Genomic DNA, 22,265 nt, shown 5'->3' on the forward strand with positions numbered 1-22,265 from the left:
CTCTACCATCGCTGTGAGACCCGAACTTCGTGACACCGCCTACTCGTGCGAAGGAAACCGATCGTGCCCGTTGCCCCGGACCCTCACACCCCATTCGGTGCCTACGCACATCCTCACCGATTGGTAACCACGGAGTGGCTGTCGGCAAACATCGGCGCGCCGGGGTTGAAGATCGTGGAGTCGAACGAGGACATCCTGCTCTACGACATCGGCCACGTGCCCGGCGCCATCAAGATCGACTGGCGCGGTGATCTGGAAGATCCGTTGATGCGCGACTACATCGACGGCCCGCGCTTCACCGAGTTGATGCGGGCCAAGGGCATCGGTCGCGAGGACACGGTGGTGATCTACGGCGACCGCGGTAACGCCCAGGCCGCGCACACGCTGTGGCTGTTCACCTTGTTCGGGCACCAGGACGTACGGCTGCTCGACGGTGGCCGCGAGGCCTGGATCTCCGAGGGCCGCGACACCACCTTCGAGCCGCCCTACCTCACCGTCAGCGACTACCCGGCCGCGCGACGCGACGACACCACCGCCCGCGCCTTCCGCGACGACGTGCTCGCCCACCTGGGCAAACCGCTGCTGGACGTGCGCTCGCCGCGGGAGTACTCCGGGGAACTCGCGCACGATCCCGGCAACCCCGTCGACGGCGCGCTGCGCGGCGGCCACATCCCCACCGCACGCAACATCCCCTGGACCGAGGCGTTCGGCGCCGACGGCCGGTTCCGGTCGCGCGCGGAGCTGGACGAGGTGTACCGCGAGCTGGCCGGGTCCGAGGAACTGATCGTCTACAGCCGGGTCGGCGAGCGTTCCAGCCTCACCTGGTTCGTGCTCACCTTCCTGCTCGGCCTGCCCGCCGTGCGCAACTACGACGGTTCCTGGACCGAATGGGGCAATTCGGTACGGTTGCCGATCGCCAAGGGCGACGAGCCGGGCGAGGCGCCGGTCCGACCCGGGCGGCGTGCACGGGCGCGGTGACCGCACGCTAAAGTGAGGGCGGATGCCCGCACACAGGACTCCGCACACAACCGTGGCCGAGTGTGATCCGCCACCTACTGTTCAGTAGGGCTATCCGAGTTCGGCGCGAATTGGCAGACTGCCTACACTCGCCCGAGACGTACATTGTCGACACGGGCGCGGAGCCTGCGCGGTGTTCGTACCCCTACCGGGATCGGGCCGCGCGGCCACCATCCCGCGAAGCGACCAGAAGATTGCAAACCAGGAGGCTCAGTGCCCAGCCATGCCAGCGCGCGGATCACGAAGGTACTCGTAGCTAACCGCGGCGAGATCGCCGTGCGCGTGATCCGGGCGGCCAAGGACGCAGGCATCGCCAGCGTCGCCGTGTATGCCGAGCCCGATGCCGACGCACCTTTCGTGAAGCTGGCCGACGAGGCCTTCGCGCTGGGCGGCCAGACCTCGGCCGAGTCGTACCTCGTGTTCGACAAGATCCTCGACGCCGCGGCCAAGTCCGGCGCCGACGCCATCCACCCCGGTTACGGCTTCCTCTCCGAGAACGCCGACTTCGCCCAGGCCGTCATCGACGCGGGCCTGATCTGGATCGGCCCGTCGCCGCAGTCCATCCGCGACCTCGGTGACAAGGTCACCGCCCGGCACATCGCCGAGCGCGCGAACGCGCCGATGGCCGCGGGCACCAAGGACCCGGTGAAGAACGCCGACGAGGTGGTCGAGTTCGCCAAGCAGTACGGCGTGCCGGTCGCGATCAAGGCGGCCTTCGGCGGTGGCGGTCGCGGCATGAAGGTCGCCCACACCATCGAGGAGATCCCCGAGCTGTTCGAGTCGGCCACCCGCGAGGCCATCGCCGCCTTCGGCCGCGGCGAGTGCTTCGTCGAGCAGTACCTGGACAAGGCCCGCCACGTCGAGGCCCAGGTCATCGCCGACAAGCACGGCAACGTCGTGGTCGCGGGCACCCGCGACTGCTCGCTGCAGCGCCGTTTCCAGAAGCTCGTCGAGGAGGCGCCCGCGCCGTTCCTGTCCGACGAGGTGCGCGCCAAGATCCACGAATCCGCCAAGCGGATCTGCCGCGAGGCCGGCTACTACGGCGCGGGCACCGTGGAGTATCTGGTGCAGGGCGAGACCGTGTCGTTCCTCGAGGTGAACACCCGCCTGCAGGTCGAGCACCCGGTCACCGAGGAGACCGCGGGCATCGACCTGGTGCGCCAGCAGTTCCGCATCGCCAACGGTGAGGAACTGGAGATCAAGGAGGACCCGACCCCGCGCGGGCACGCCTTCGAGTTCCGCATCAACGGCGAGGACGCCGGCCGAAACTTCCTGCCCGCCCCCGGCCCGGTCACCGTGTACCGCGAGCCGGCCGGTCCCGGCGTGCGCGTCGACTCCGGCGTGGTGCAGGGCAGCGTGATCGGCGGTCAGTTCGACTCGATGCTGGCCAAGCTGATCGTGTACGGCGAGAACCGCACCCAGGCGCTCGAGCGTGCCCGTCGCGCGCTGGCCGAGTTCGAGGTCGAGGGCCTGGCCACCGTCATCCCGTTCCACCGGGCCATCGTCGAGCACCCCGCCTTCATCGGTGACGGCGAGAAGTTCGACGTCTACACCAAGTGGATCGAGACCGAGTGGGAGAACACCATCGAGCCGTACACCGGCGGTGGCGCTCCCGCGGAGGAGGACGAGGACGGGCCGCGCCAGAAGGTGGTCGTCGAGGTCGGCGGGCGTCGCGTCGAGGTCTCGCTGCCCGGCAACTTCAGCATCGGCGGCGGCGGTGGCAACGGTGGCGGCGGCGCGATCCGCAAGAAGCCCAAGCCGCGCAAGCGCGGTGGCGCGGGCGGCGGCGCCGCCTCCGGTGACGCCGTGACCGCCCCGATGCAGGGCACCGTGGTCAAGGTCGCCGTCGAGGAAGGCCAGTCCGTCGAGGCGGGCGACCTGATCGTGGTGCTCGAGGCCATGAAGATGGAGAACCCGGTCAACGCGCACAAGGCCGGTGTGGTCACCGGTCTCGCGGTGGAGGCGGGTGCCGCCATCACCCAGGGCACGGTGCTGGCCGAGATCAAGTAGGACCGACCGTCGAGAGCGGGTGTGGACCGGGTCCGCACCCGCTCTTGTCGTATCGTGGTCGGGTGTCCAGCGATACCGTGGCCGAGATCATCCGCGGCCGCAGCACCTCCGGTTCCCGGGCCGACGGTCATCGCCTGGTCCTGGTGATCGAGGGCGGCGGCAGTCGCGGGGTGTACTCCAGCGGCATGGTGCAGGGGCTGGAGGAGCTGGGGTTGTCGGCGGTGTTCGACGCCGTGTACGGCACCTCGGCCGGCGCGATCAACGGGGCCTGGTTGCTGTGCGGGCGGGCGGTGCCCGGCATGCGGTCGTGGTCGAATCCCGACATCATGCGCGCGGTCATCGATCCGGCGCGACTGTTGCGCGGCGGCGCGGCCTTCGATGTGCGGTATCTGGTGCACCGGGTCTACGACGGCGTGGAGCCGATGGACTTCGACGCCATCCTGAACCATGCGACGACGTTCCACCCCATCGCGACGGACGCGCGCACCGGCAACGCGGTGGACCTGCGCCCGCACATCTACGACAAGCGCAGCCTGATGCGCGCCCTGCGGGCCAGCGCCAATCTGCCGATCCTGGCGGGCGGGCCGATCCTGCTGGACGGTGTGCCCTACTTCGACGGCGGGCTCGCCGAACCGATTCCGATCCACGCCGCGGTGCGCGGCGGCGGCACGCATTTCCTGGTGCTGCGCACCCGCCGCGCCGACGAGTCCCGGCCACCCGCCTCCCGGGTGCACCGGCTGGTGGGCGGTGGCTACCTGCGCCGACGCGCGCCCGGCGCCTACCGCGCCTGGCTGGCGCGGCCCGACCAGGAGCGCGCCGAGGACCGGCTGCTGGCCGACCTCGGGGAGAAGGTGTGGCAGATCCATCCCCCGCCGGGCTCCCCCGTCGTGGACGGCACCGCCCGCGACACCGGCTTGCTCAGCCGCGCGCTGGAACTCGGCCGCCGAGCGGTGCATTCGTCGCTGGCGCCGGTCACCACGAGCTGAGTTCCGTTCGTCTGCCGGCCCGGGGGCTCGGCCGCGCCCGCGGTCATGTCCGCCCGCCCGAGCGCCGGCGGGCTAGCTCACCGCGACGGTGACACCGCCGGAGAGGACGAAGTCGTGGAGTTCGAGGTGCGCCGGCGCCGTGTGGGCGGGGACGTCGAAGACCAGGACCGCGGTGCCGGACGCTCCGGGTGCCACTTCGAAACTGTGTCCGAGGCGGTGTTGTACGGCCTGCCATGCCGTGGCGGTGGTGTCGTGTTCCACGACGGTGCCGTCGCCGGTGACCAGCTTCTGCCCGAACGGCAGGAACCACTTGGGCTGGTCGGAGATGTTGCGCACGGCCAGGGTGACGATCGCGAAGGCACCGCGCGCGGTCTGCAGCCCCACCCGCGGCACGCCGGACTCCATCGCGGCGACTCGGAATTCGAATTTCCCGTCGCGGACGGGGGTGCCGGCGGGCGCGGGTCCGGCATCTGGACCGGCGGGGTCGGGCTCGCCGGGCGGCGGTTCCTCGACCACCGCGGCGGGCGGTGGCGCACCGGTGGCGGGCTCGCCGCCTTCGCCGGAGTTCGCCGCCAACGCGGCCAGGCAGCCCACCGCCAGCACGAACGGCGCGAGCACGACCAGCAGTGTCGCCCACAGCAGCTTCCGGACCAGTCCGCCCCGCCGCCTGCGCCGGGGTGGCGGCGGTGCGACGGGGCCCGGCCTGCGCGCGGGCCAGGCGGGACCCCAGGTGCGGCGGACCGCGTTCTGGGTCGACGCCTTCCGGCGCAGGTACCACTGCCGTGCGCCGGGTGCGGGCAGCACCGGCCGCGCGATCGACGCGGGAGCGGTTCCCCGGGACGGCGCCGGCGCGGGTGGGTTGCGCCGCGCCGGAGCAGGCACGAGCGGATTGCGCCGCGCCGGAATCGACGCCGGTGGGGTGCCCCGCACCCGATCCGCGGCAGGTGGGGTGCCCCGCACCCGATCCGCGGCAGGTGGGGTGCCCCGCGCCGGGTCCGGGGCAGGTGGGTTGTGCCGCAAGGGTTCCGGGGCGGGTGGGTCGTGCCGCAATGGATCCAGCGCTGGAGCCGACGGCGGGACCCACCGCGCTCTGACGTGTTCTCGATGCACCGGGGCCGGGGTGCCGGTCGTTCCCGTCATCGGCGCCAGCATGACCTTCGTCGGATGCGGGTTCCGGCCCGGCACCGCCGAACCCGCGCCGACACCGGGGTGGGCCGGATCGGGCACCGGCGACGACCCCACGGCGTCCCGCCCCGGGGCGGCGACCACACCCGACGAGCGACCCGCTACAGCACCCGACGAACCACCCGCGGCAGCACCCGGCGAACCGCCCGCGACAGCACCCGACGAACCACCCGCGACAGCACCCAGCGAACCACCCGCGACAGCACCCGGCGGTACCCGGCCCGCAGGCTCGGGCGCTGTCACGGCCTTGGTCGGCGTGGGGCCGGAGGCGGGCAGTGTTCGGGTCGGTGGGGGCGCGCCCGCGCCCGCGTGGGCCGCGCGGGCGGCGCGGAGGAATTCGCCGGCGGAGGCGTGCCGGTGCGCGGGGTCCTTGGCCATGCCGTGGGCGATGACGGCGTCCAGGCGCGGGCCGATGGTGGGGTCCACGGCGGCGGCGCGCGGCGGGTCGCTCATGAGGTGGCCGTGCATCTGCTGTGCGGGATCGGTGTCCCCGTAGGGGCGGCGGCCGGTGAGGGATTCGAAGAGCACGCAGGCCAGGGAGTAGACGTCGGAGCGGGCGTCGGCGTGCCCGCTGAAGCGTTCGGGAGCCATGTACGCCCAGGTGCCGATGGTCAGGCCGGTGGCGGTGAGCGAGGTCTGGCCGACCCCGCGCGCGATGCCGAAATCGATGAGGTAGGCGAAGCCGTCCGGCCGCAGCAGGATGTTGGAGGGCTTGACGTCGCGGTGCACCAGACCGGCGGCGTGCGCGGCGTCCAGCGCGGCGGCCACCTGATCGAGGATGTCCAGGGCCGTGGGCGGGTCGAGCGGTCCTCCCGCCGCCAGCCGGGCGCCCAGGTCGGTGCCCTCGACGAGTTCCATCTCGATGTAGAGCCGTCCGTCGACCGCGCCGTGGCCGTGGATCGGCACGATGTGCGGGTGCCGCAAGGTCGCGGCGAGCTCGGCCTCCCGCTCGAAGCGGGCGCGATAGCCGTCGTCGGCCGCGAGGTCGGCGGGCAGCAGTTTGAGTGCGACGCGCCGCCCGCGGCGGGTGTCGTGCGCTGCCCAGACCTGGCCCATCCCGCCGCTGCCGAGCGGCCGTTCCAGCCGGTAGGGACCGAACTGCGCCGCCTCCATCGCCACACCTCCCGCCGCCGGCACCGGGGCGTCCCGGCGGAAGTCCTGTCCACGTCACCGAGTTCACCGGGCCGAGCCGTACCTGGAGCGTACCCGGACCCGGAAACGCCCAGCAGTGTGAGTTCGCAGACCCCCACTAGGCTGTACTGGCTCTCGCCTGAGCGGGGCAGCGGGTTGTCGATGTGGGAGACGTGATGGAACCGATCGAGATCAACGCGGGCACCTGGTACCTGCGGGCGTTGCGGGCCGACGAGCGCATCGATGACCGGCCCGCCCTGGCCGAGGGCGGCATCACCGACCCGGAGCACGTGGCGCGGCGCGCCGCCGACTGGGCCGAGGAGACCCGCTATTCGTGGGCGGTCTGCGAGCCGACCACCGCCGAGCTGATGGCCGAGATCGTGCTCACCCCGGGTGCCGACGGCACCGCGGAGATCACCGGCTGGGCCCGCGCCGGGCAGGAACCCGCCCTGGCGGCGGCCCGCACGGCCGTGGCCCGGTTCGCCGAGGGGGCGCTCGGCCTGCGCACCGCCTGAGTCTCAGGCCAGCTCGGTCAGGACCCGGTCGAGGGCGTCGACGGCGCGGTCGAGCTGCTCGACGGTGACCGTGAGCGGCGGCCGGAACCGGATGCCTTGGGTACCGGTACCGAGGATCAGCACGTGCTCGCGGTCGCGCAGCGCGGTCACCACGGCGTCGCGCAGTTCGGTGGAGGCGAGCGTGATCGCGCACATCAGGCCGCGTCCGCGCGGGTCGTCGACCGCCGGATGCGCGGCGGCCAGGTCGGTGAGCCTGCTCAGCAGGTGGGCGCCGAGCGGGCGAGACGCCTCGATCAGCCGGTCGCGCTCGAGTACCTCGAGGATCCGGCGGGCCCGCACCATGTCGGTGAGGTTGCCGCCCCAGGTGGAGTTGAGCCGGGAGCTGACCGCGAAGACGTTCTCGGGCACCTCGTCCACCCGCCCGCCCGCCATGATCCCGCACACCTGGGTCTTCTTGCCGAAGGCGACGACGTCCGGCGCGAGACCCAGTTGCTGGTAGGCCCAGGCTGTTCCGGTGCCGCCCGCGCCGGTCTGCACCTCGTCGAGCACGACCAACGCGTCGTGTTCGTGACACAGCCGCTGCATCGCCCGCAGGAACTCCGGGCGCAGGTGCCGGTCGCCGCCTTCGCCCTGGATCGGTTCGGCGATGAAACAGGCGATGTCGTGCGGGTTCTCGGCGAAGGCGCGCCGTGCCTGGGCCAGGGCGGCGGCCTCGGCGGCCTCGATGTCGCGGCCCGGCGCCAGGTAGGGGGTGTCGATGCGTGGCCAGTCGAACTTCGGAAAGCGCGCGGTCTTGACCGGCTCGGTGTTGGTCAGCGACATCGTGTAGCCGGTGCGGCCGTGGAAGGCACCGGTCAGGTGCAGCACCTTGGTGCCCAGATCAGCCGGCCTGCCGCGGCTTTCATTGTGCCTGCTCTTCCAGTCGAAGGCGACCTTGAGCGCGTTCTCCACCGCGAGCGCGCCGCCGTCGATGAAGAACAGGTGCGGCAACCGTGGATCACCGAGCACGCGCGCGAAGGTGGCCACGAAGCGCGCCATCTCGACGGTGTAGACGTCGGAGTTGCTCGGCTTGTTCACCGCGGCGGTGGCCAGTTCCGCACGGAACAGCGAATCGTCCGCCAGCGCTGGGTGATTCATGCCCAGCGCGTTGGATGCGAAGAAGCCGAACATGTCGAGGTAGGTGCTGCCGTCACGGGCGTCCACCAGCAGGCAGCCCCGCGACGCGCGCAGATCCAGCACGAGCGGGAACCCGTCGGCGAGCAGATGCGCGGACAGCACGTCGTGCACCCGGGTCGCGGGGACGTCCTGCGCGTTCTCGGCACCGGATGAGGTGCGGTCCAGTTCGAGGGTCACACCCGTAGGGTACGAAAATATTCAGGCAAACTCCATGACTTAACGGACAAATTACATCCAACGACTACCTGTCGTAGAATGTCTGCAGGATGATGGTGCTGCGGGTGCGAACGTTCGCGGTGGCCCTGATCTCCTGCAGCAGCTGCTCCAGATGCCGCGGCGAGGCCACCCGGACCAGCAGGACGTAGCTCTCGTCACCGGCCACCGAATGGCAGGCCTCGATGCCGGGGATGTGTTGCAGCACGGCGGGCGCGTCGTCGGGCTGCGACGGGTCGAGAGGAGTGATGGCGACGAATGCCGAGAGCAACTGCCCCAGCGCTTCCGGATCGACCTTGGCGGTGTAGCCGCGGATCACCCCGCGTGCCTCCAGCCTGCGCACCCTCGACTGCACGGCGGAGACCGACAGACTCGCCTTCTCGGCCAGATTCGACAGGGTGGCGCGACCATCGGCCATCAGTTCACGAATCAGCAGGCGATCGATGTCGTCGAGTACGGGTTTTGCCGGTGTATCCGCCATCAGCGAAGGCTAACCCAGCCGACGCGACCCGTGTCGAGAACTTGTCCGCGATCACCGCCGCGATGCCGGCCCACCCGGCGCGGCGGGATCGGAACCGCCGCACCGGCCCGAAGACGAAGGGGAACAACCGATGACAGACACCCTCGGCACCGCCGCCCGCACCGACCTCGGCGACGAGGCCGCCGCCGTCCTGCGCGCCCTCGGCGTCGACATGCCGCCGCCGGGCGACCTGGTCGCCCGCACACCGATCACCGGCGAGCGGCTGCTCACCCTGCCCGCCGACACCCCGGCCGAGGCACAGGCCGCCGTCGAGCGCGCGAGCGCGGCGTTCCAGCGCTGGCGGACCGTGCCCGCGCCGGTCCGGGCCGCCGTCGTGCGCCGGCTGGCCGAGCTGCTGGTCGCGCACAAGGCGGACCTGGCCCGGCTGGTGACGCTGGAGGCGGGCAAGATCCGCGCCGAGGCGCTGGGCGAGGTGCAGGAGATGATCGACATCTGCGAGTTCGCCGTCGGCCTCGCGCGCCAGCTCTACGGACGCACCATGCCGTCGGAGCGGCCCGGGCACCGGTTGATGGAGACCTGGCATCCGCTCGGCGTGGTCGGGGTGATCTCGGCGTTCAACTTCCCGGTCGCGGTGTGGTCGTGGAACACCGCGATCGCGCTGGTGTGCGGTGACGCGGTGGTCTGGAAGCCCTCGGAGACCACTCCGCTCACGGCGCTGGCCTGCCACACCCTGCTGCGCCGCGCGGCCGCCGACGTGGGCGCCGATCCCGAGGTGCACCAGCTGATCCAGGGCGACGCGGCGGTCGGCGCGGTGCTGGTGGACGACGAGCGGGTGGCGCTGGTGAGCGCGACCGGCTCGGTGCGGATGGGCCGCGCCGTGGCGCCGCGGGTGGCCGCCCGGTTCGGGCGCTGCCTGCTCGAACTCGGCGGCAACAACGGGGCGATCGTCACGCCGTCGGCGGATCTGGAGCTGGCCGCGCGCGGGATCGTCTTCGCCGCCGCGGGCACGGCCGGTCAGCGGTGCACCACGCTGCGGCGCCTGATCGCGCACGTCGACGTCGTCGGGCCGCTGCTGGACCGGCTGACCCGGGCCTACCGCAGCCTCGCGGTCGGCGATCCGCGCGGGGACGGCGTGCTGGTCGGCCCGCTCATCGGCGCGGGCGCCTACCGCGACATGCGCGCCGCCCTCGACCGCGCGCTGGCCGACGGCGGCGAGCTGGTGTTCGGCGGTGAGCGGGTGCCCGGGTTCGGTGCCGACGCGTTCTATGTGCGTCCCGCCATCGTGCGGATGCCCGCGCAGACCGCGATCGTGCGGGAGGAGACGTTCGCCCCGATCCTGTACGTGCTCACCTATCGGGATTTCGAGCACGCGGTGCGGCTGCACAACGGGGTGCCGCAGGGCCTGTCCTCGGCGGTGTTCACCACCGATCAGCGCGAGGCCGAACGTTTCCTGGCCGCGGACGGATCCGACTGCGGCATCGCCAATGTCAACATCGGCACCTCCGGGGCGGAGATCGGCGGCGCGTTCGGCGGCGAGAAGCACACCGGCGGCGGCCGGGAATCCGGGTCCGACGCCTGGAAGGCCTACATGCGCCGGGCCACCAACACGATCAACTACTCCACCGAGCTACCGCTGGCCCAGGGCGTCGAGTTCGGCTGAGAACCGGCCGCCGACCAGGCGATTAGGCATGCACCACCGGCTGTGTGTAGGGTTGGTTCCACACCGACGCGGGGTGGAGCAGCTCGGTAGCTCGCTGGGCTCATAACCCAGAGGTCGCAGGTTCAAATCCTGTCCCCGCTACTACGAAGGCTCCCGGAGATTCTCCGGGAGCCTTCCGCTTTTCCCGGCGGCATTTCGACGCCTCCGGCGGTAGCGGATCCGAATAACTCGGCACGCGCGCGGAATTGCCGAGCGGGCTTGCCGGATCGGGCATTTCGGATCACGAATTGGTTGCGGCCCCCTCCCGCACTGGATAGTGTTACGCCCAAATCCGCAAAGGGCGTTCACTGCCCAGAAGTAGGCAAGATCGGTGATCAGCAGCAGTATCAAGCGCGTATTACCGACCGATGTGCTGAAGCCGAGTTCTCGCGCACGTTTCCGCGGACCCATCGGAGTCAGAACCCGTTTGCTGGCCATCGTGCTCATTCCGAGCGTGGCGCTGCTGGCGATCGGCATCGGCGGCGCAGTGTATCTCGTTCAGGACGGCCGCAAGGCGAAGGACTTCGCCGACGTCGCGGCCTCGACCACCGAACCGGCCATCCGGATGATCGAGGCGATGCAGGAGGAGCGGCGGGCCTCGATGCTGCATCTGTCCGGCGACCCGCGGGGCACCGAGAGCCTGGCCGCGGCCCGCCGCAATTCCGACGCCGCGATCGACGGCCTGTTCGCCAACGGCGAGGCGGCCAAGAAGCTGCGCGGCGACGTCGTCGACGACATCGACAGCTACGACCAGCTGTATCAACAACTTCCGCAGTTACGCAGCGGCATCGACGCGCGCGCCGTACCCGCCGCGCAGGTCTTCGCCGCCTTCGGGCTGGTGATCGACACCATCGTGCAGGCCTCCCTGCTGGCCGCCGAGGTCGCGCCGAGCGCCGAGGTGTCCGTCGGTCTGTACAAGGCCGTGCACGCGCTGCGCGCCGGAGAGGCCGTGTCGCGCGCGGGCGCGCTCGGCATCACGGCGCTGCTCACCGAGCAGTTGCCGCCGGGGCAGCTCACCGAATTCAGCCGCTATGTCGGCGATGCCCGCGGTGAGGTCGGCTACGTCACCGCGGTGCTCACCGGGCCGCGGCTCGAGCAGGCCAAGGCGATCGTCGCCGGTCCGGACTGGCAGCGGCTCACCGCCATGGAGGACGCCTTCATCCAGCGCGGCCCGGTACTGCCCGAGGACAGCACCGCCCGCACCGGCAGTGGTTCCGGCAGCGGATCCACCACCGGTTCCGGCAGCGCCACCGACGACGTCGAGTTGCCGCTCACCGCGGAGGACTGGGAGCACGCCGCCGACGCCGTCACCGCGCAGCTGCTCAAGCTGTGGGAGGACCAGAGCCGCGACTCGCACGCCTTGGCCAAGGCCATCGGCGACGATCAGGCGACCGGCTCGTCGTGGGCGGGCGCCGGTGTGGCCGCGCTGACGCTGCTCGCGTTCGTCGCGGCCATGTTGCTGGCCAACCGGTTCGTCGGCCGGATGCGCAGGCTGCGCCGGGAGACCTTGCAGCTGGCCGACGAGCGGCTGCCCGAGACCATCCGCCAGCTCAGCGCGGGCAAGGAGGTCCAGCCCGACGACATGGCGCCGCTGAACTTCGGCGGTGACGAGATCGGCCAGGTCGCCGACGCGTTCAACCGCGCCCACGCCGCCGCGGTGGCGGCCGCGGTCGCCGAAGCCAAGACCCGGGCGGGCGTGAACGCGGTGTTCCTCAACATCGCCCACCGCAGTCAGGTGATGGTGCACCGGCAGCTGGTGCTGCTGGACAAGGCCGAGCGCGAGGAAGAGGATCCCGACCGGCTCGACCTGCTGTTCCAGCTCGACCATCTGGCCACCCGCTCCCGCCGCAACGCCGAGAACCTGGTGATCCTGGGCGGCGAGCAGCCGGGCCGCAAGTGGCGCAACCCGGTGCCGCTGGTGGAGTTGGTCCGCAGCGCCGTGGCCGAGAGCCTCGACTACACCCGCATCCAGACCGGCAAGCTGCCCGAGGTCCGCATCCTCGGCAACGTGGTGGCCGACCTGATCCACCTCATCGCCGAGCTCACCGACAACGCGACCGCGTTCTCGCCACCGGAATCGCGGGTCGAGGTCTCGGGCAACCTGGTGGGCAAGGGCCTGGCGCTCGAGATCACCGATCAGGGCCTCGGGATGTCCGAGGCGGAGCTGGCCGAGCGCAACGCGCTGCTGGCCGAGCCGCCGGACTTCAGCGTCGCGGCGCTGTCCGGCGACGCCCGCCTCGGCCTGTTCGTCGTCGCGAAACTGGCGTCGCGCCACGGCATCTCGGTCCGACTGACCGAATCCGACTACGGCGGGGTCAAGGCGATCGTGCTGGTGCCCACCCAGCTGCTGTCCACCGGCCGAGAACCGGCCCAGGTGCCGGCGGCCGCGTCGACCACCACGACGATGCCGCCGACGAACCTGATGAGCAAGGGCTCGTTCAACGGGTTCGTCCCGCCGGTGACGACCGTGAGCGCGGTGGCCACCACCGGGTCCGCGGTCGAATCCGCGGCTCCCGCCGCACCGGCGGCGCGTCCGGCGCTGCCGCGGCGGCGGCGCCAGTCGCCCGCCGCCACCCAGCCGATGACGGCGAGCGCACCGGCCGCCCCGACCACGGCGCGACCGCGCACCGCCGAACAGGCGCGCAATCTCATGTCGGCGATCGAGAACGGCACCCGGCAGGGCAGGCTGAACCGCGTCGACGTCGACTCCACGCCCACGGCGTCCGATCACGAAGAAGGTGCTGGTGACGATTTCCAAGCCCCGTAGCCTCGACTGGTTGCTCGACGATCTCATCGAGCGGCTGCCCGATGTCCGCTACGCCGTGGTGCTGTCCACCGACGGCCTGCTGCTCGGGCACAGCACCAAGATCGACCGCTCCGATGCCGAGCGCTTCTGCGCGATGGCCTCCACCCTGCACGGCGTGGCCCGCAGCGCGGGCGTGCACTTCGAGGCGGGTGGGGTGTGCCAGACGGTGGTGGAGCTGGACCGAGCCGTCTTGTTCATCACCGCCGCGGGTGACAACGCCTGCCTGGCCGTGCTCACCTCCGAGTCGGCGAACATGGGCATGGTCGCCTACGAGATGAACCAGACGGTGCAGCGCGTCGGCGCGCATCTGTCCGTCGACCCACGGCCTCATCCCTTCGATGAGGTCGGTATGCGGCAGCCATGAACAACCGGCGTGAGTCCTGGTTCGACGACGAGGCGGGTCCGCTCGTCCGGCTGTACGCGGTCACCCGCGGACGGTCGGACGCTCGTCCGGACCTGAACATGCTCACGCTCGTGGTGTACTCGGGGTCGGGGACGTTGCGCCGGACCGAGCCCGAGTACGCGGAGATCCTGCGGCTCAGCCGCACGGTGCAATCCATCGCCGAACTCGCCGCGCAGCTGCATCTGCCGCTGACCACGACGAAGGTGCTGGTCGGCGATCTCATCGACGACGGTCTGCTCGACTTCCGGGCGCCCGAGCCGACCCCGGACGCCGGACCACGCGACCTGGGCACGCTGCGGGCGGTGTTGCGCGGCATCCAGGCACTCTGACGCTGCTCCCAGCAGGGCGGTCATCGCGGCGGGCCGGTCGACCTCGGCACGACGGTGGCCGATCCCTCCGGGAACCGGCCACCGCCTGTCGTTCAGGACAAGCGCGCGGCGAGGCGGGTGGCGTTCATGTAGGCGATCGCCTCGATCGACACCATCGGGTTCACCCCCGACGAGGTCGGGAAGCACGAGGCGTCGGCGACGACGACATTGGGCACCTCCCAGGTCGCGCCGTCCGGATCCAGGGCGCAGGTGTCGCGGCTGCCGCCCATCCGGGCCGAGCCCATGATGTGCAGCGCCGCCATGCCGCACCGGCCGGGCCGGTAGCCCGCCGCCTGGCAGGCCGCCGCGAACTCCGCGTGCGACCCGCGCACGCCCGGCTGGTAGACCGGGCCCGCCTGATGGCCGGAGAAGATCTTCTTCGCCCCCGCGGCCTCCAGAATGCTTGCCGCACCGAGGATTCCGGTGTGGAGGTGGTCGCGGTCGCGATCGGAGATCGTGTAGTGCACGATCGGGTGGCCCGCCTTGTCCACCTCCACCCGGCCGCTGTCGCGGTCGCGGGTGATGACACCGATGGCGGCGGTGTGCGCGAGATCGAGCATGGCGCGGCGGTGTTCGGCGCCGCCGCGCCAGTTCATGAAGCCGACCAGCATGCCGGGATGCATCGGCCCGGTCTCGTAGATGACGCCGTAGCCCGCGCCGTCGAGATCGGCGTGCTTGCGCGAGATCCGCGTCTGCAGGCCGCCCTCCCAGGGGCGCACCTCCTCCTCGAAGGTGCCGAACACCGCCGAGGCCGGGTGCAGCCGCAGGTGCGCGCCGATGTTCTTGTTACGCAGGCCGGATCGGCGCAGCAGCGCCGGGGTCTGGATCGCGCCGCCCGACACCACCACCGCCTTGGCCCGCACGGTCAGCTCCGCGCCGCTGTCGGTGACCGCGACGACGCCCTCGGCCGTGCCGCCGCGCACGACGATGCGGCGCACGTCGGCGCCGACCACCAGCCGCGCACCGCGGGCGGCGGCGTCGGCCAGCCAGGTCTTGGTCACCGACTGCTTGGCGCCGACCCGGCAGCCGTAGCCGCAGCGCCCGCACTCCTCGCCCGCGTCGCAGGCGTCGGTGACATTGCGGGGCAGCGGACCGATGTCCCAGCCGAGCGCGCGCACGCCACGCTCGAGCACGCTGTCGCGCCGCGAGATCGGCGACTTGTCGTAGGTGACCGACAACCGCCGCTCGACGGCGTCCAGGGCCGTGCCGAACTCGTCCTCGGCGAACTGGGTGGCACCGAGGCTCGCCCATTCCGCGCGCACCGAATCCGGCGTCCGCAGCGAGGTGCTCCAGTTGACGACCGTGCCGCCGCCCAGGCAGGTGCCCGAGACGAGGGTCAGCTGCCCCTCGGCGGTGGCGTTCGGGCCGGGCGCGTAGAGGCGGGTGAGGGCGTCGAGTTCGCCGTTGCCGAAGTCGGCGTCGTCGTAGTAGTCGCCGCGCTCGAGCACGACCACGTCCAGGCCGGCTTCGGCCAGCACCGCGGCCGCGGTGCCGCCGCCCGCGCCGGAACCGACCACGACGACGTCGCAGTCCAGCGTGGTGGGCGCGGTGCAGCGCAGCGGGTCGAGCGCGGGCCTCGGCGCGGCGGCGAGCTGTCCGGGCGGACCGGGATAGCCCATCTCCTTCCACAGCGGATTGAAGCCGTCCGGCCCGGGCGTGACGTAGTAGGACAGCAGCGAGCCCTGCTTGAGCGCCTGGAACAGGGCCCGTTTGACGCCCAGCCGGGAGGCGCCGAGCTTCAGCAGCAGCTGCTCGCGTTCGGCGGGCGAGCGCCGGGAGAACGGGCGCAGCCCCGCACCCGCGAGCAGCCCGAGCAGTGGCGTGTCCCAGATGCCGAGCAGGGTCGCCAACTGCTTGCCCGCCGCCTCGTTCGGGTCGCGGCCGAGCATGCGCAGCATGACGTCGGGCACGCCGAGTTGGGTGGCCGACGGTAGCGCGAGCCCGTCTCCGGGGGCGAAGGTGTCGCAGATCAGCTCGAGCGCCGCGCGCTGCTTTGCCGAGAGCTCCATAGGGTGTGACTCCAAGGCCGTGGTGTGGCAACGCAACATGAATTGCGGCTCACATAGATCAGAACGACCTGAAACCTACTCCGGTGAATTACCGGAGTAAAGCGGAGTTTTCTGGTTACTCGCCGGTCGGTTGGCAGCGCGGACAGAAGAAGATTCCTCGTTCGCGTTGCACGATGCGGTCGGAGACCGGGGTGGGTTCGCCGAGCGGGCGCGCCTGGATGCGGGTGCCGCAGCGGCGGCACGGCAGGCCGGTGCGTCCGTAGACCATCGGCCGCCACGGCGGCTGGTGCGCGGCGGCGCCGAGCACGCGATGTGCCTCGCTGACGACCGCGGGCAGATCCGGTACCGCGGCGACCGGGGTGGCGGGGTGGACGCGGCGCAGGAAACAGATCTCGCTGCGGTAGATGTTGCCGATGCCGGCCAGGTTGCGTTGGTCGAGCAGCGCGAGTCCGATCGGCCGCTCGGGCACGCTCGCCAGCCGCCGTTCGGCCTCGGCGGGGTCCCAATCCGGGCCGAGCAGGTCGGGGCCCAGGTGGTCGATCACGGTGTGTTCGTCGGCGCGGCGCAGCACCTCGACCTTGCCGAGGGCGAAGCCGACCGCCTCCGTGTCGTCGGTGGTGAGCACCACCCTGGCCTGCACCCGCGGACGGGTCCAGCGCTCGCCGACGCAATAGGTGCGCCACACGCCCTCCATCTTCAGATGGGTGTGGATGCTGGCGTCGGCGGTGCGGATGAACAGGTGTTTGCCGTAGCTGGTCACCTCCTCCACCCGCTCGCCCACCAGGTCGACCGTGGCATAGCGGGGCACCCGGAAGTCGCTGCGCACCAGCGTCTTTCCGGCCAGCGCCAGGTGCAGCCGGTGGGCGGCGCGGAAGACGGTGTCACCTTCGGGCATGGGTGCTCCGCAGGCGCAGGCCGCGCGGGGTGTCGGCGAAACCGGCGTCGGTGAGGAAGGCGGCGAAGGTGTTGCCGTGCACGGTTTCCCCGTCGATGCGGTCGATCACCAGCGCATCGACGCGGCCGTGGGACACCACCTCCGCCAGGGCGGTCGCGGCGGCCCGGCGGGCGGTGGGGTCGGTGGTGAAGGTGAGCAGCGTCTTGCCACCGCGTTCCAGGTACAGCACGAGCTCACCGCCGACGAGCACGACCAGCGCGCCCGCCTTGCGGCCGGGCCGGTGCCCACCCTCCCCCTCGTTCTTGGGCCAGGGCAGTGCCGCCCCGTACGGGTTGGCGGGGTCGCAGGCCGCCAGCACCAGACCGCTCGGCGCGGGGGCACGATCGCCCGGCCTGCCGCGGTCGGTGTCGTGGGAGCGCAGCCGATCCACCACGTCGGTGGTGGAGAACTGGGCGCCGCCCAGCGAGTCGACGAAGTAGCCGCGGCGGCAGCGGCCGCGATCCTCGAACTCGGTGAGCACCCGGTACATCAGCGCGAAGCCGCCCGGCACGCCCTCGTTCTGCACCGAGCCCCTGGTGAGCACGCCGTAGCGCTCGAGCAGCATGTCGGCGGTGGCGTGCGCGCGCACGGTGTTGTCGGTGGCCCGCTCGGGCAGCAGCGACCAGCGCCCGGCCACGGCGGGCGGGCCGGTGCGCGTCGGCAGGCTGGGACGTGGCAGGTAGGCGCGGCCACGGGGGCGCGGCGCGGGGTGCGGTGCGCGGTGGTGGTGCGGGTGGTGCCCGACAGCAGCGCGCGCACCGGGGCGAAGGTGTCCCCGGCGACCAGCCCGGCCCACACCAGCTCCCACAGCGCCGCGGCGACGGCGGTGTCGTCGAGCAGGCCGGTGGCATCGCTGAGCTGACGGAAGAAGTAGGCGCCGCCGCCGTGCAGGACCGGCGGCAACGGCACCGGGCCGTCGGCGCCGGCGCGCGGGGCGGGCGTCGCGCCGAGCGCCGCCAGCAGCCGTAGGTGGGTCTCGGAGAGTTCGATGTCGTCGGGCGGGGGCAGCGTGAACGGCGCCTGCTCGGCCAGGTGCAGGGCGATCCAGCCGTCCTTGCCGGTGATGGCGCCGTGCCCGGACCAGATCACCTCGCCGGTGGCCGTCAACTCGTCGAGCATGGCGGGGGTGTAGTCGCGCACCCGGGCGGGCAGGATCAGCGATTCCCACGCCGAGGCGGGCGCGGGCACCCCGGCCAGTTGTTCCACCACCGTGGCGACGCCGTCGACGCCGCGCAGCTCCCCGGTGCCCACGTGCTGCCACGCGGGCAGGAACCGGCCGAACGCCGCGGTGGCGACCGGCTCGACCTCGTGCCGTGCCGCCGCCAGCGAACGGCGCCGCAGCCGCCGTAACACCTGGGTGTCACACCACTCCCGGCCGCTCGCGCCCGGCGTGAATTCGCCCTCCACGACACGTTTCTCGGTCACGAGGCGGTGCAGCGCGGTGGCGGCCACCGCCGGTCCGATCCCGAAGCGCCGCGCTACCGCGTCGAGGCCGAACGGGGCGTGCGTGCGGGCATAGCGGCCGACGAGATCGCCGAGCGGATCGGCCACCGGCTCGATGAACGCGGCGGGGGTGCCGATCGGCAAGGGCACGCCGAGCGCGTCGCGCAGCCGGGACGCGTCTTCGACCGCGGCCCACCAGGTCCGGCCGGCGAAACTCACCTCGAGGGCGCGCCGGGCGGCGACCAGTTCGGCGAACCAGCGGTGATGGGGGCCGGTCCCGTCGTCCGCCGGGAACTCCGACGGCTCCGGTTCGGCGCCGGCCATCGACCCGTCCGGCGCATCGTCCGCGGACCGCGTCGCCGCGGCGACGGACGGATCGGCCTCCGGTAGCCCGGTGTCGGCGACCTCGTCGGCTCGCCCGCGCACGCACCGCTGCCCCGCTTCCTCCGGCGTCAGCGGGCCGAGCAGCCGCAGCAGGTCGGCCAGGCCCTCGGCGTCGCGGGCGCGGCGTTCGGGGGTGAGACGTTGGAGTTCGCGTTCGGTCTGTTCGAGCACGGCGGTGTCGAGCAGTTCGCGCAGTTCCACCCGGCCGAGCAGTTCGGCGAGCAGGCCGGAATCCAGGGACAGGGCGGCGGCGCGGCGCTCGGCCAGCGGACTGTCGCCCTCGTACATGAACTGGCCGATGTAGTCGAACAGCAGCGCGTTCGCGAACGGCGAGGGCGTGGCGGTCTCCACCTCCACCAAGCGCACCTGCCTGCGCGCGACCCGGCCGAGCAGATCCCGCAGGGCGGGCAGGTCGTAGACGTCGCGCAGGCATTCGCGGACGGTCTCGAGCAGGATCGGGAAGTCGGGGAACTTGCGGGCCACGTCGAGCAGCTGCGCCGAGCGCTGCCGCTGCTGCCACAGCGGCGCGCGCTTGCCCGGGTCGCGGCGCGGCAGCAGCAGCGCCCGCGCCGCGCATTCCCGGAACCGGGAGGCGAACAGCGCCGAACCGCCGACCTGTTCGGTGACCAGGTCGTCGATCTCGTCGGGTTCGAAGACGAACAACTCCGCGCCCGGCGGATCGTCGGTGGTGTCGGGCAGCCGCACCACGATGCCGTCGTCGGAGGCGTTCGGCGCGGCGTCGACGCCGAAGCGCTCGCGCAGCCGCGCCCCGACCGCCAGCGCCCACGGCGCGTGCACCGGCAGCCCGAACGGGGAGTGCAGCACCAACCGCCAGTCCCCGAGTTCGTCCCGGAACCGCTCCACCACCAGTGTCTTGTCGGTGGGCAGGTGCCCGGTGGCCGCGCGCTGATCGTCCAGCAGCGCAACGAGATTCGCGGCGGCGTTGGCGTCCAGGCCGGCCCCGGCCAGCAACCCGCCGAGGTCGGTGTCGGCGGCGGCGTCCGCCCGGTTCGCGGTCTGTTTGGCGGCCTTGCGCACGAATTCACCCAGCGCGGCACCCAATTCGGCGGGACGGCCCAGCCCGTCACCGTGCCAGAACGGCAACCGGCCCGGCTGCCCGAACGCCGGGGTGACCAGCACCCGGTCGAAGGTGATCTCCTCGATGCGCCAGCTGGTCGCGCCGAGGGCGAACACATCGCCCACCCGCGACTCGTAGACCATCTCCTCGTCGAGTTCGCCGACCCGGGTGTTCTTCTCCCCCACCATGTACACCGCGAACATGCCGCGATCGGGGATGGCGCCGCCGGACGTGACCGCCAGCCGCTGCGCGCCGGGCCGGCCGGTGAGCGTGCCCGCGTCCCGGTCCCACACCAGGCGGGGCCGCAGCTCGGCGAATTCGTCGGAGGGGTAGCGGCCGGAGAGCAGATCGAGCACCGACTCGTAGGCCGACCGCGGCAGGGTGGCGAAGCTGCCGGTGGCGCGCACCGCGTCGAACCAGGCGTCGACGTCGATCGGTTCGAGCGCGCAGACCGCCACGGTCTGCTGGGCCAGGATGTCGAGCGGGTGCGCGGGAATGCGCAGTGCCTCGATGCGGCCGGTGACCATTCGTTCGGCGGCGACCGCGCAGTGGATGACGTCGGTGCGGTGCTTCGGGAACAGCACACCGCGCGAGATCTCGCCGACCTGGTGCCCGGCCCGGCCGATCCGCTGCAGCCCACTCGCCACCGACGGCGGCGCCTCCACCTGCACGACGAGGTCGACCGCGCCCATGTCGATACCGAGTTCCAGGCTGCTGGTGGCCACCACGCAGCGCAGCCGCCCGCTCTTGAGATCGTCCTCGATGAGGGCGCGCTGCTCCTTGCTCACCGAGCCGTGATGGGCGCGCGCGAGCAACTGCTCGGCGCCGTGGATCACCTCGGTGGACGGACCGAGTTGCGCGGGCGGAGCGTGCGAGGTGGACACCGGGTCACCGACGCGCGCGGCGTAGGCCTCGTTGAGCCGGGCGGTGAGCCGCTCGGCGAGCCTGCGCGAATTGGCGAACACGATCGAGGAGCGGTGCGCCAGCACCAGATCCACGATGGCCTCGTCCACGTGCGGCCAGATCGAGCCCGGCTGGTCGGACTCGCCCGGCTCGGTCATGTCCGGCACCGGCACCCGCACGGTGAGGTCGAAGGTCTTCGGGGCGGGCGGGGAGACGATCGTGATCGGCGCCGCGCCCACCAGGAACCGGCCCACCTCCTCGGCCGGACGGACCGTCGCCGAGAGCCCGATCCGCTGCACCGGCCGTTCGGTCAGCATGTCCAGCCGGGCCAGCGACAGAGCAAGGTGCGCGCCCCGCTTGGAACCGGCGATGGCGTGCACCTCGTCGACGATGACCGTGCGTACCGTGCGCAGCGTCTCCCGCGCCGCCGAGGTCAGCATGAGGAACAGCGACTCCGGCGTGGTGATCAGGATGTCGGGCGGGGTGCGTTGCATACTGCGCCGGGCCGCGGCGGGGGTGTCGCCGGAGCGCACGCCGACGGTGATCTCGGGCGGGTCGAGCCCGAGCCGCTTGGCGGTCTGGGTGATGCCGACCAGCGGCGCGCGGAGGTTGCGCTCGACGTCCACGGCCAGCGCCTTGAGCGGGGAGATGTAGAGCACGGTGGTGCCGGGTGGCGCGTCCGGGTCCGGCGCGGTGGCGGCGAGTTCGTCGATGGCCCACAGGAACGCCGAGAGGGTCTTGCCCGAGCCGGTCGGCGCCACCACCAGGGTGTGCTCCCCGGCCGCGATGGCCTGCCACGCGCCCAGCTGGGCCGAGGTCGGCGCGGGGAAGGCGCCGTCGAACCACTCCTGGGTCGCGCGGGAGAACACCGCGGTGGAGAACGAGACCATGAGTTCAGTGTGCACCCGCGCACCGACAGGCCCGCCGCCGCCGACCCGCGCCGCCGCGCGAGTGCCCGTACGCTTCGGTGCGTGCGTACGGTGCTCGGACTCGACCTGGTCGGCCACGGCATGACCGAGGCGATGCGCGCCGCCCGCTTCCCCGCCGACGAGCCGCTCACCGAGGGCGGCCGCAACGCACTGGCCGGGCGCCGGCCGTCGCGCGCCGCGACGGTACTCACCGCGCCGGAACGCCGGGCCGTGGAAACCGCCGAACTGCTCGGCCTCACCGCCACGGTCGACGAGCGGCTGCGCGACCTGGACGCGGGTGCCTGGCGGGGCGCGGACCTGGCCGCGATCCCCGAGGAGCACCTGCGGGACTGGCTGAGCGACCCGGAATTCCGCGGTCACGGCGGCGAATCGGTGCTCGACGTGCTCGCCCGGACCGGCCGGTGGCTCGCGGACGTGGCCGACTCCGGGCGATCCACCGTCGCGGTCACGCATCCGGCGGTGATCCGGGCTGCCCTGGTGGTCGCGCTGGACGCGCCGCCCGCCGCGTTCTGGCGCCTGGACGTCGGCCCCGGTGCCGTGGTGCGCCTGCATCACCGCGGCCGCTGGAGCCTCCGGCTCCCCTGACCATCCCGTT

The 22,265-nt window shown here is 72.2% G+C and carries 16 protein-coding genes and 1 tRNA gene; 10 read left to right on the forward strand and 7 right to left on the reverse strand.

All coding sequences use genetic code 11. The features are described from left to right. Positions 1-63: 63 nt before the first annotated feature. The 3 genes from AMO33_RS15320 (at position 64) to AMO33_RS15330 (ending at position 4,013) form a co-directional block, all read left to right on the forward strand. A complete protein-coding gene (locus tag AMO33_RS15320) occupies positions 64-978 on the forward strand; it encodes a sulfurtransferase (protein WP_060593033.1) in 915 nt (304 codons plus the stop codon). A 252-nt stretch (positions 979-1,230) separates the two neighbouring features. Continuing rightward, entirely contained in the window at positions 1,231-3,027 is a 1,797-nt protein-coding gene (locus AMO33_RS15325; RefSeq protein ID WP_011207519.1) for an acetyl/propionyl/methylcrotonyl-CoA carboxylase subunit alpha, read from the forward strand. A 62-nt stretch (positions 3,028-3,089) separates the two neighbouring features. Beyond that, positions 3,090-4,013 carry a patatin family protein gene (locus AMO33_RS15330; RefSeq protein ID WP_229434904.1) on the forward strand — a complete coding sequence of 308 codons (924 nt, stop codon included), beginning with the start codon at positions 3,090-3,092 and terminating at the stop codon, positions 4,011-4,013. 72 nt (positions 4,014-4,085) lie between these two features. On the opposite strand, the gene AMO33_RS15335 is transcribed toward AMO33_RS15330, so the two are convergent. Beyond that, positions 4,086-6,311, reverse strand: a complete 2,226-nt coding sequence (locus AMO33_RS15335; RefSeq protein WP_060593035.1) for a protein kinase domain-containing protein — start codon at positions 6,309-6,311, stop codon at positions 4,086-4,088. A 194-nt stretch (positions 6,312-6,505) separates the two neighbouring features. Here AMO33_RS15335 and AMO33_RS15340 point away from each other — a divergent pair, with 194 nt between their 5' ends. Further along, positions 6,506-6,844: a hypothetical protein gene (locus AMO33_RS15340; protein ID WP_060593036.1), complete on the forward strand. Its 339-nt coding sequence runs from the start codon at positions 6,506-6,508 to the stop codon at positions 6,842-6,844. 3 nt (positions 6,845-6,847) lie between these two features. On the opposite strand, the gene lat is transcribed toward AMO33_RS15340, so the two are convergent. Together lat and AMO33_RS15350 are read right to left on the reverse strand one after the other, a co-directional pair. Beyond that, positions 6,848-8,197: an L-lysine 6-transaminase gene (lat, locus tag AMO33_RS15345; RefSeq protein WP_170916132.1), complete on the reverse strand. Its 1,350-nt coding sequence runs from the start codon at positions 8,195-8,197 to the stop codon at positions 6,848-6,850. A gap of 64 nt (positions 8,198-8,261) precedes the next feature. Then, positions 8,262-8,714 carry an Lrp/AsnC family transcriptional regulator gene (locus AMO33_RS15350; protein ID WP_041559872.1) on the reverse strand — a complete coding sequence of 151 codons (453 nt, stop codon included), beginning with the start codon at positions 8,712-8,714 and terminating at the stop codon, positions 8,262-8,264. A gap of 130 nt (positions 8,715-8,844) precedes the next feature. On the opposite strand from AMO33_RS15350, the gene amaB reads away from it, so the two are divergent. The 5 genes from amaB to AMO33_RS15375 all read left to right on the forward strand — a co-directional run bounded on the left by amaB (position 8,845) and on the right by AMO33_RS15375 (position 13,951). After that, positions 8,845-10,374 (forward strand): L-piperidine-6-carboxylate dehydrogenase, encoded by a 1,530-nt coding sequence (gene amaB, locus AMO33_RS15355; protein WP_060593037.1) that lies wholly within the window; start codon positions 8,845-8,847, stop codon positions 10,372-10,374. Between the two features lie 67 nt (positions 10,375-10,441). Beyond that, positions 10,442-10,515: transfer RNA gene (locus AMO33_RS15360), tRNA-Met, on the forward strand. A gap of 337 nt (positions 10,516-10,852) precedes the next feature. Further along, positions 10,853-13,180 (forward strand): sensor histidine kinase, encoded by a 2,328-nt coding sequence (locus tag AMO33_RS15365; RefSeq protein ID WP_240327537.1) that lies wholly within the window; start codon positions 10,853-10,855, stop codon positions 13,178-13,180. Continuing rightward, positions 13,158-13,583, forward strand: a complete 426-nt coding sequence (locus AMO33_RS15370; RefSeq protein ID WP_041560690.1) for a roadblock/LC7 domain-containing protein — start codon at positions 13,158-13,160, stop codon at positions 13,581-13,583. The genes AMO33_RS15365 and AMO33_RS15370 overlap by 23 nt, the downstream gene beginning before the upstream one ends. Further along, complete coding sequence (locus AMO33_RS15375) at positions 13,580-13,951, forward strand: DUF742 domain-containing protein (RefSeq protein WP_060593039.1); 372 nt, start codon at positions 13,580-13,582, stop codon at positions 13,949-13,951. Before AMO33_RS15370 ends, AMO33_RS15375 begins: the two co-directional genes overlap by 4 nt. Positions 13,952-14,043: 92 nt before the next feature. On the opposite strand, the gene AMO33_RS15380 is transcribed toward AMO33_RS15375, so the two are convergent. The 4 genes from AMO33_RS15380 to AMO33_RS15390 form a co-directional block, all read right to left on the reverse strand. Beyond that, positions 14,044-15,999: an FAD-dependent oxidoreductase gene (locus AMO33_RS15380; protein WP_060593040.1), complete on the reverse strand. Its 1,956-nt coding sequence runs from the start codon at positions 15,997-15,999 to the stop codon at positions 14,044-14,046. Positions 16,000-16,114: 115 nt separating this feature from the next. After that, positions 16,115-16,894 (reverse strand): Fpg/Nei family DNA glycosylase, encoded by a 780-nt coding sequence (locus AMO33_RS15385; RefSeq protein WP_011207507.1) that lies wholly within the window; start codon positions 16,892-16,894, stop codon positions 16,115-16,117. Continuing rightward, a complete protein-coding gene (locus tag AMO33_RS33110; RefSeq protein WP_455635716.1) occupies positions 16,881-17,522 on the reverse strand; it encodes an Lhr family helicase in 642 nt (213 codons plus the stop codon). The genes AMO33_RS15385 and AMO33_RS33110 overlap by 14 nt, the downstream gene beginning before the upstream one ends. Continuing rightward, entirely contained in the window at positions 17,423-21,631 is a 4,209-nt protein-coding gene (locus tag AMO33_RS15390) for an Lhr family ATP-dependent helicase (protein ID WP_455635718.1), read from the reverse strand. Before AMO33_RS15390 ends, AMO33_RS33110 begins: the two co-directional genes overlap by 100 nt. An 81-nt stretch (positions 21,632-21,712) precedes the next feature. Between AMO33_RS15390 and AMO33_RS15395 the strand changes: the two genes are divergently transcribed. After that, positions 21,713-22,255, forward strand: a complete 543-nt coding sequence (locus tag AMO33_RS15395) for a histidine phosphatase family protein (RefSeq protein ID WP_086838524.1) — start codon at positions 21,713-21,715, stop codon at positions 22,253-22,255. Positions 22,256-22,265: the final 10 nt, after the last annotated feature.

The organism is Nocardia farcinica (genome assembly GCF_001182745.1).
In the GTDB taxonomy this organism is placed as follows: Bacteria; Actinomycetota; Actinomycetes; order Mycobacteriales; family Mycobacteriaceae; genus Nocardia; species Nocardia farcinica.

What these genes read in the sequence shown, in the direction of transcription:
- AMO33_RS15335 (WP_060593035.1), bottom strand. Translation starts at nt 6,311, where the DNA reads ATGGAGGCGGCGCAGTTCGGTCCCTACCGGCTGGAACGGCCGCTCGGC.
- AMO33_RS15340 (WP_060593036.1), top strand. Translation starts at nt 6,506, where the DNA reads ATGGAACCGATCGAGATCAACGCGGGCACCTGGTACCTGCGGGCGTTG.
- AMO33_RS15350 (WP_041559872.1), bottom strand. Translation starts at nt 8,714, where the DNA reads ATGGCGGATACACCGGCAAAACCCGTACTCGACGACATCGATCGCCTG.
- amaB (WP_060593037.1), top strand. Translation starts at nt 8,845, where the DNA reads ATGACAGACACCCTCGGCACCGCCGCCCGCACCGACCTCGGCGACGAG.
- AMO33_RS15375 (WP_060593039.1), top strand. Translation starts at nt 13,580, where the DNA reads ATGAACAACCGGCGTGAGTCCTGGTTCGACGACGAGGCGGGTCCGCTC.
- AMO33_RS15380 (WP_060593040.1), bottom strand. Translation starts at nt 15,999, where the DNA reads ATGGAGCTCTCGGCAAAGCAGCGCGCGGCGCTCGAGCTGATCTGCGAC.
- AMO33_RS15385 (WP_011207507.1), bottom strand. Translation starts at nt 16,894, where the DNA reads ATGCCCGAAGGTGACACCGTCTTCCGCGCCGCCCACCGGCTGCACCTG.
- AMO33_RS15390 (WP_455635718.1), bottom strand. Translation starts at nt 21,631, where the DNA reads ATGGTCTCGTTCTCCACCGCGGTGTTCTCCCGCGCGACCCAGGAGTGG.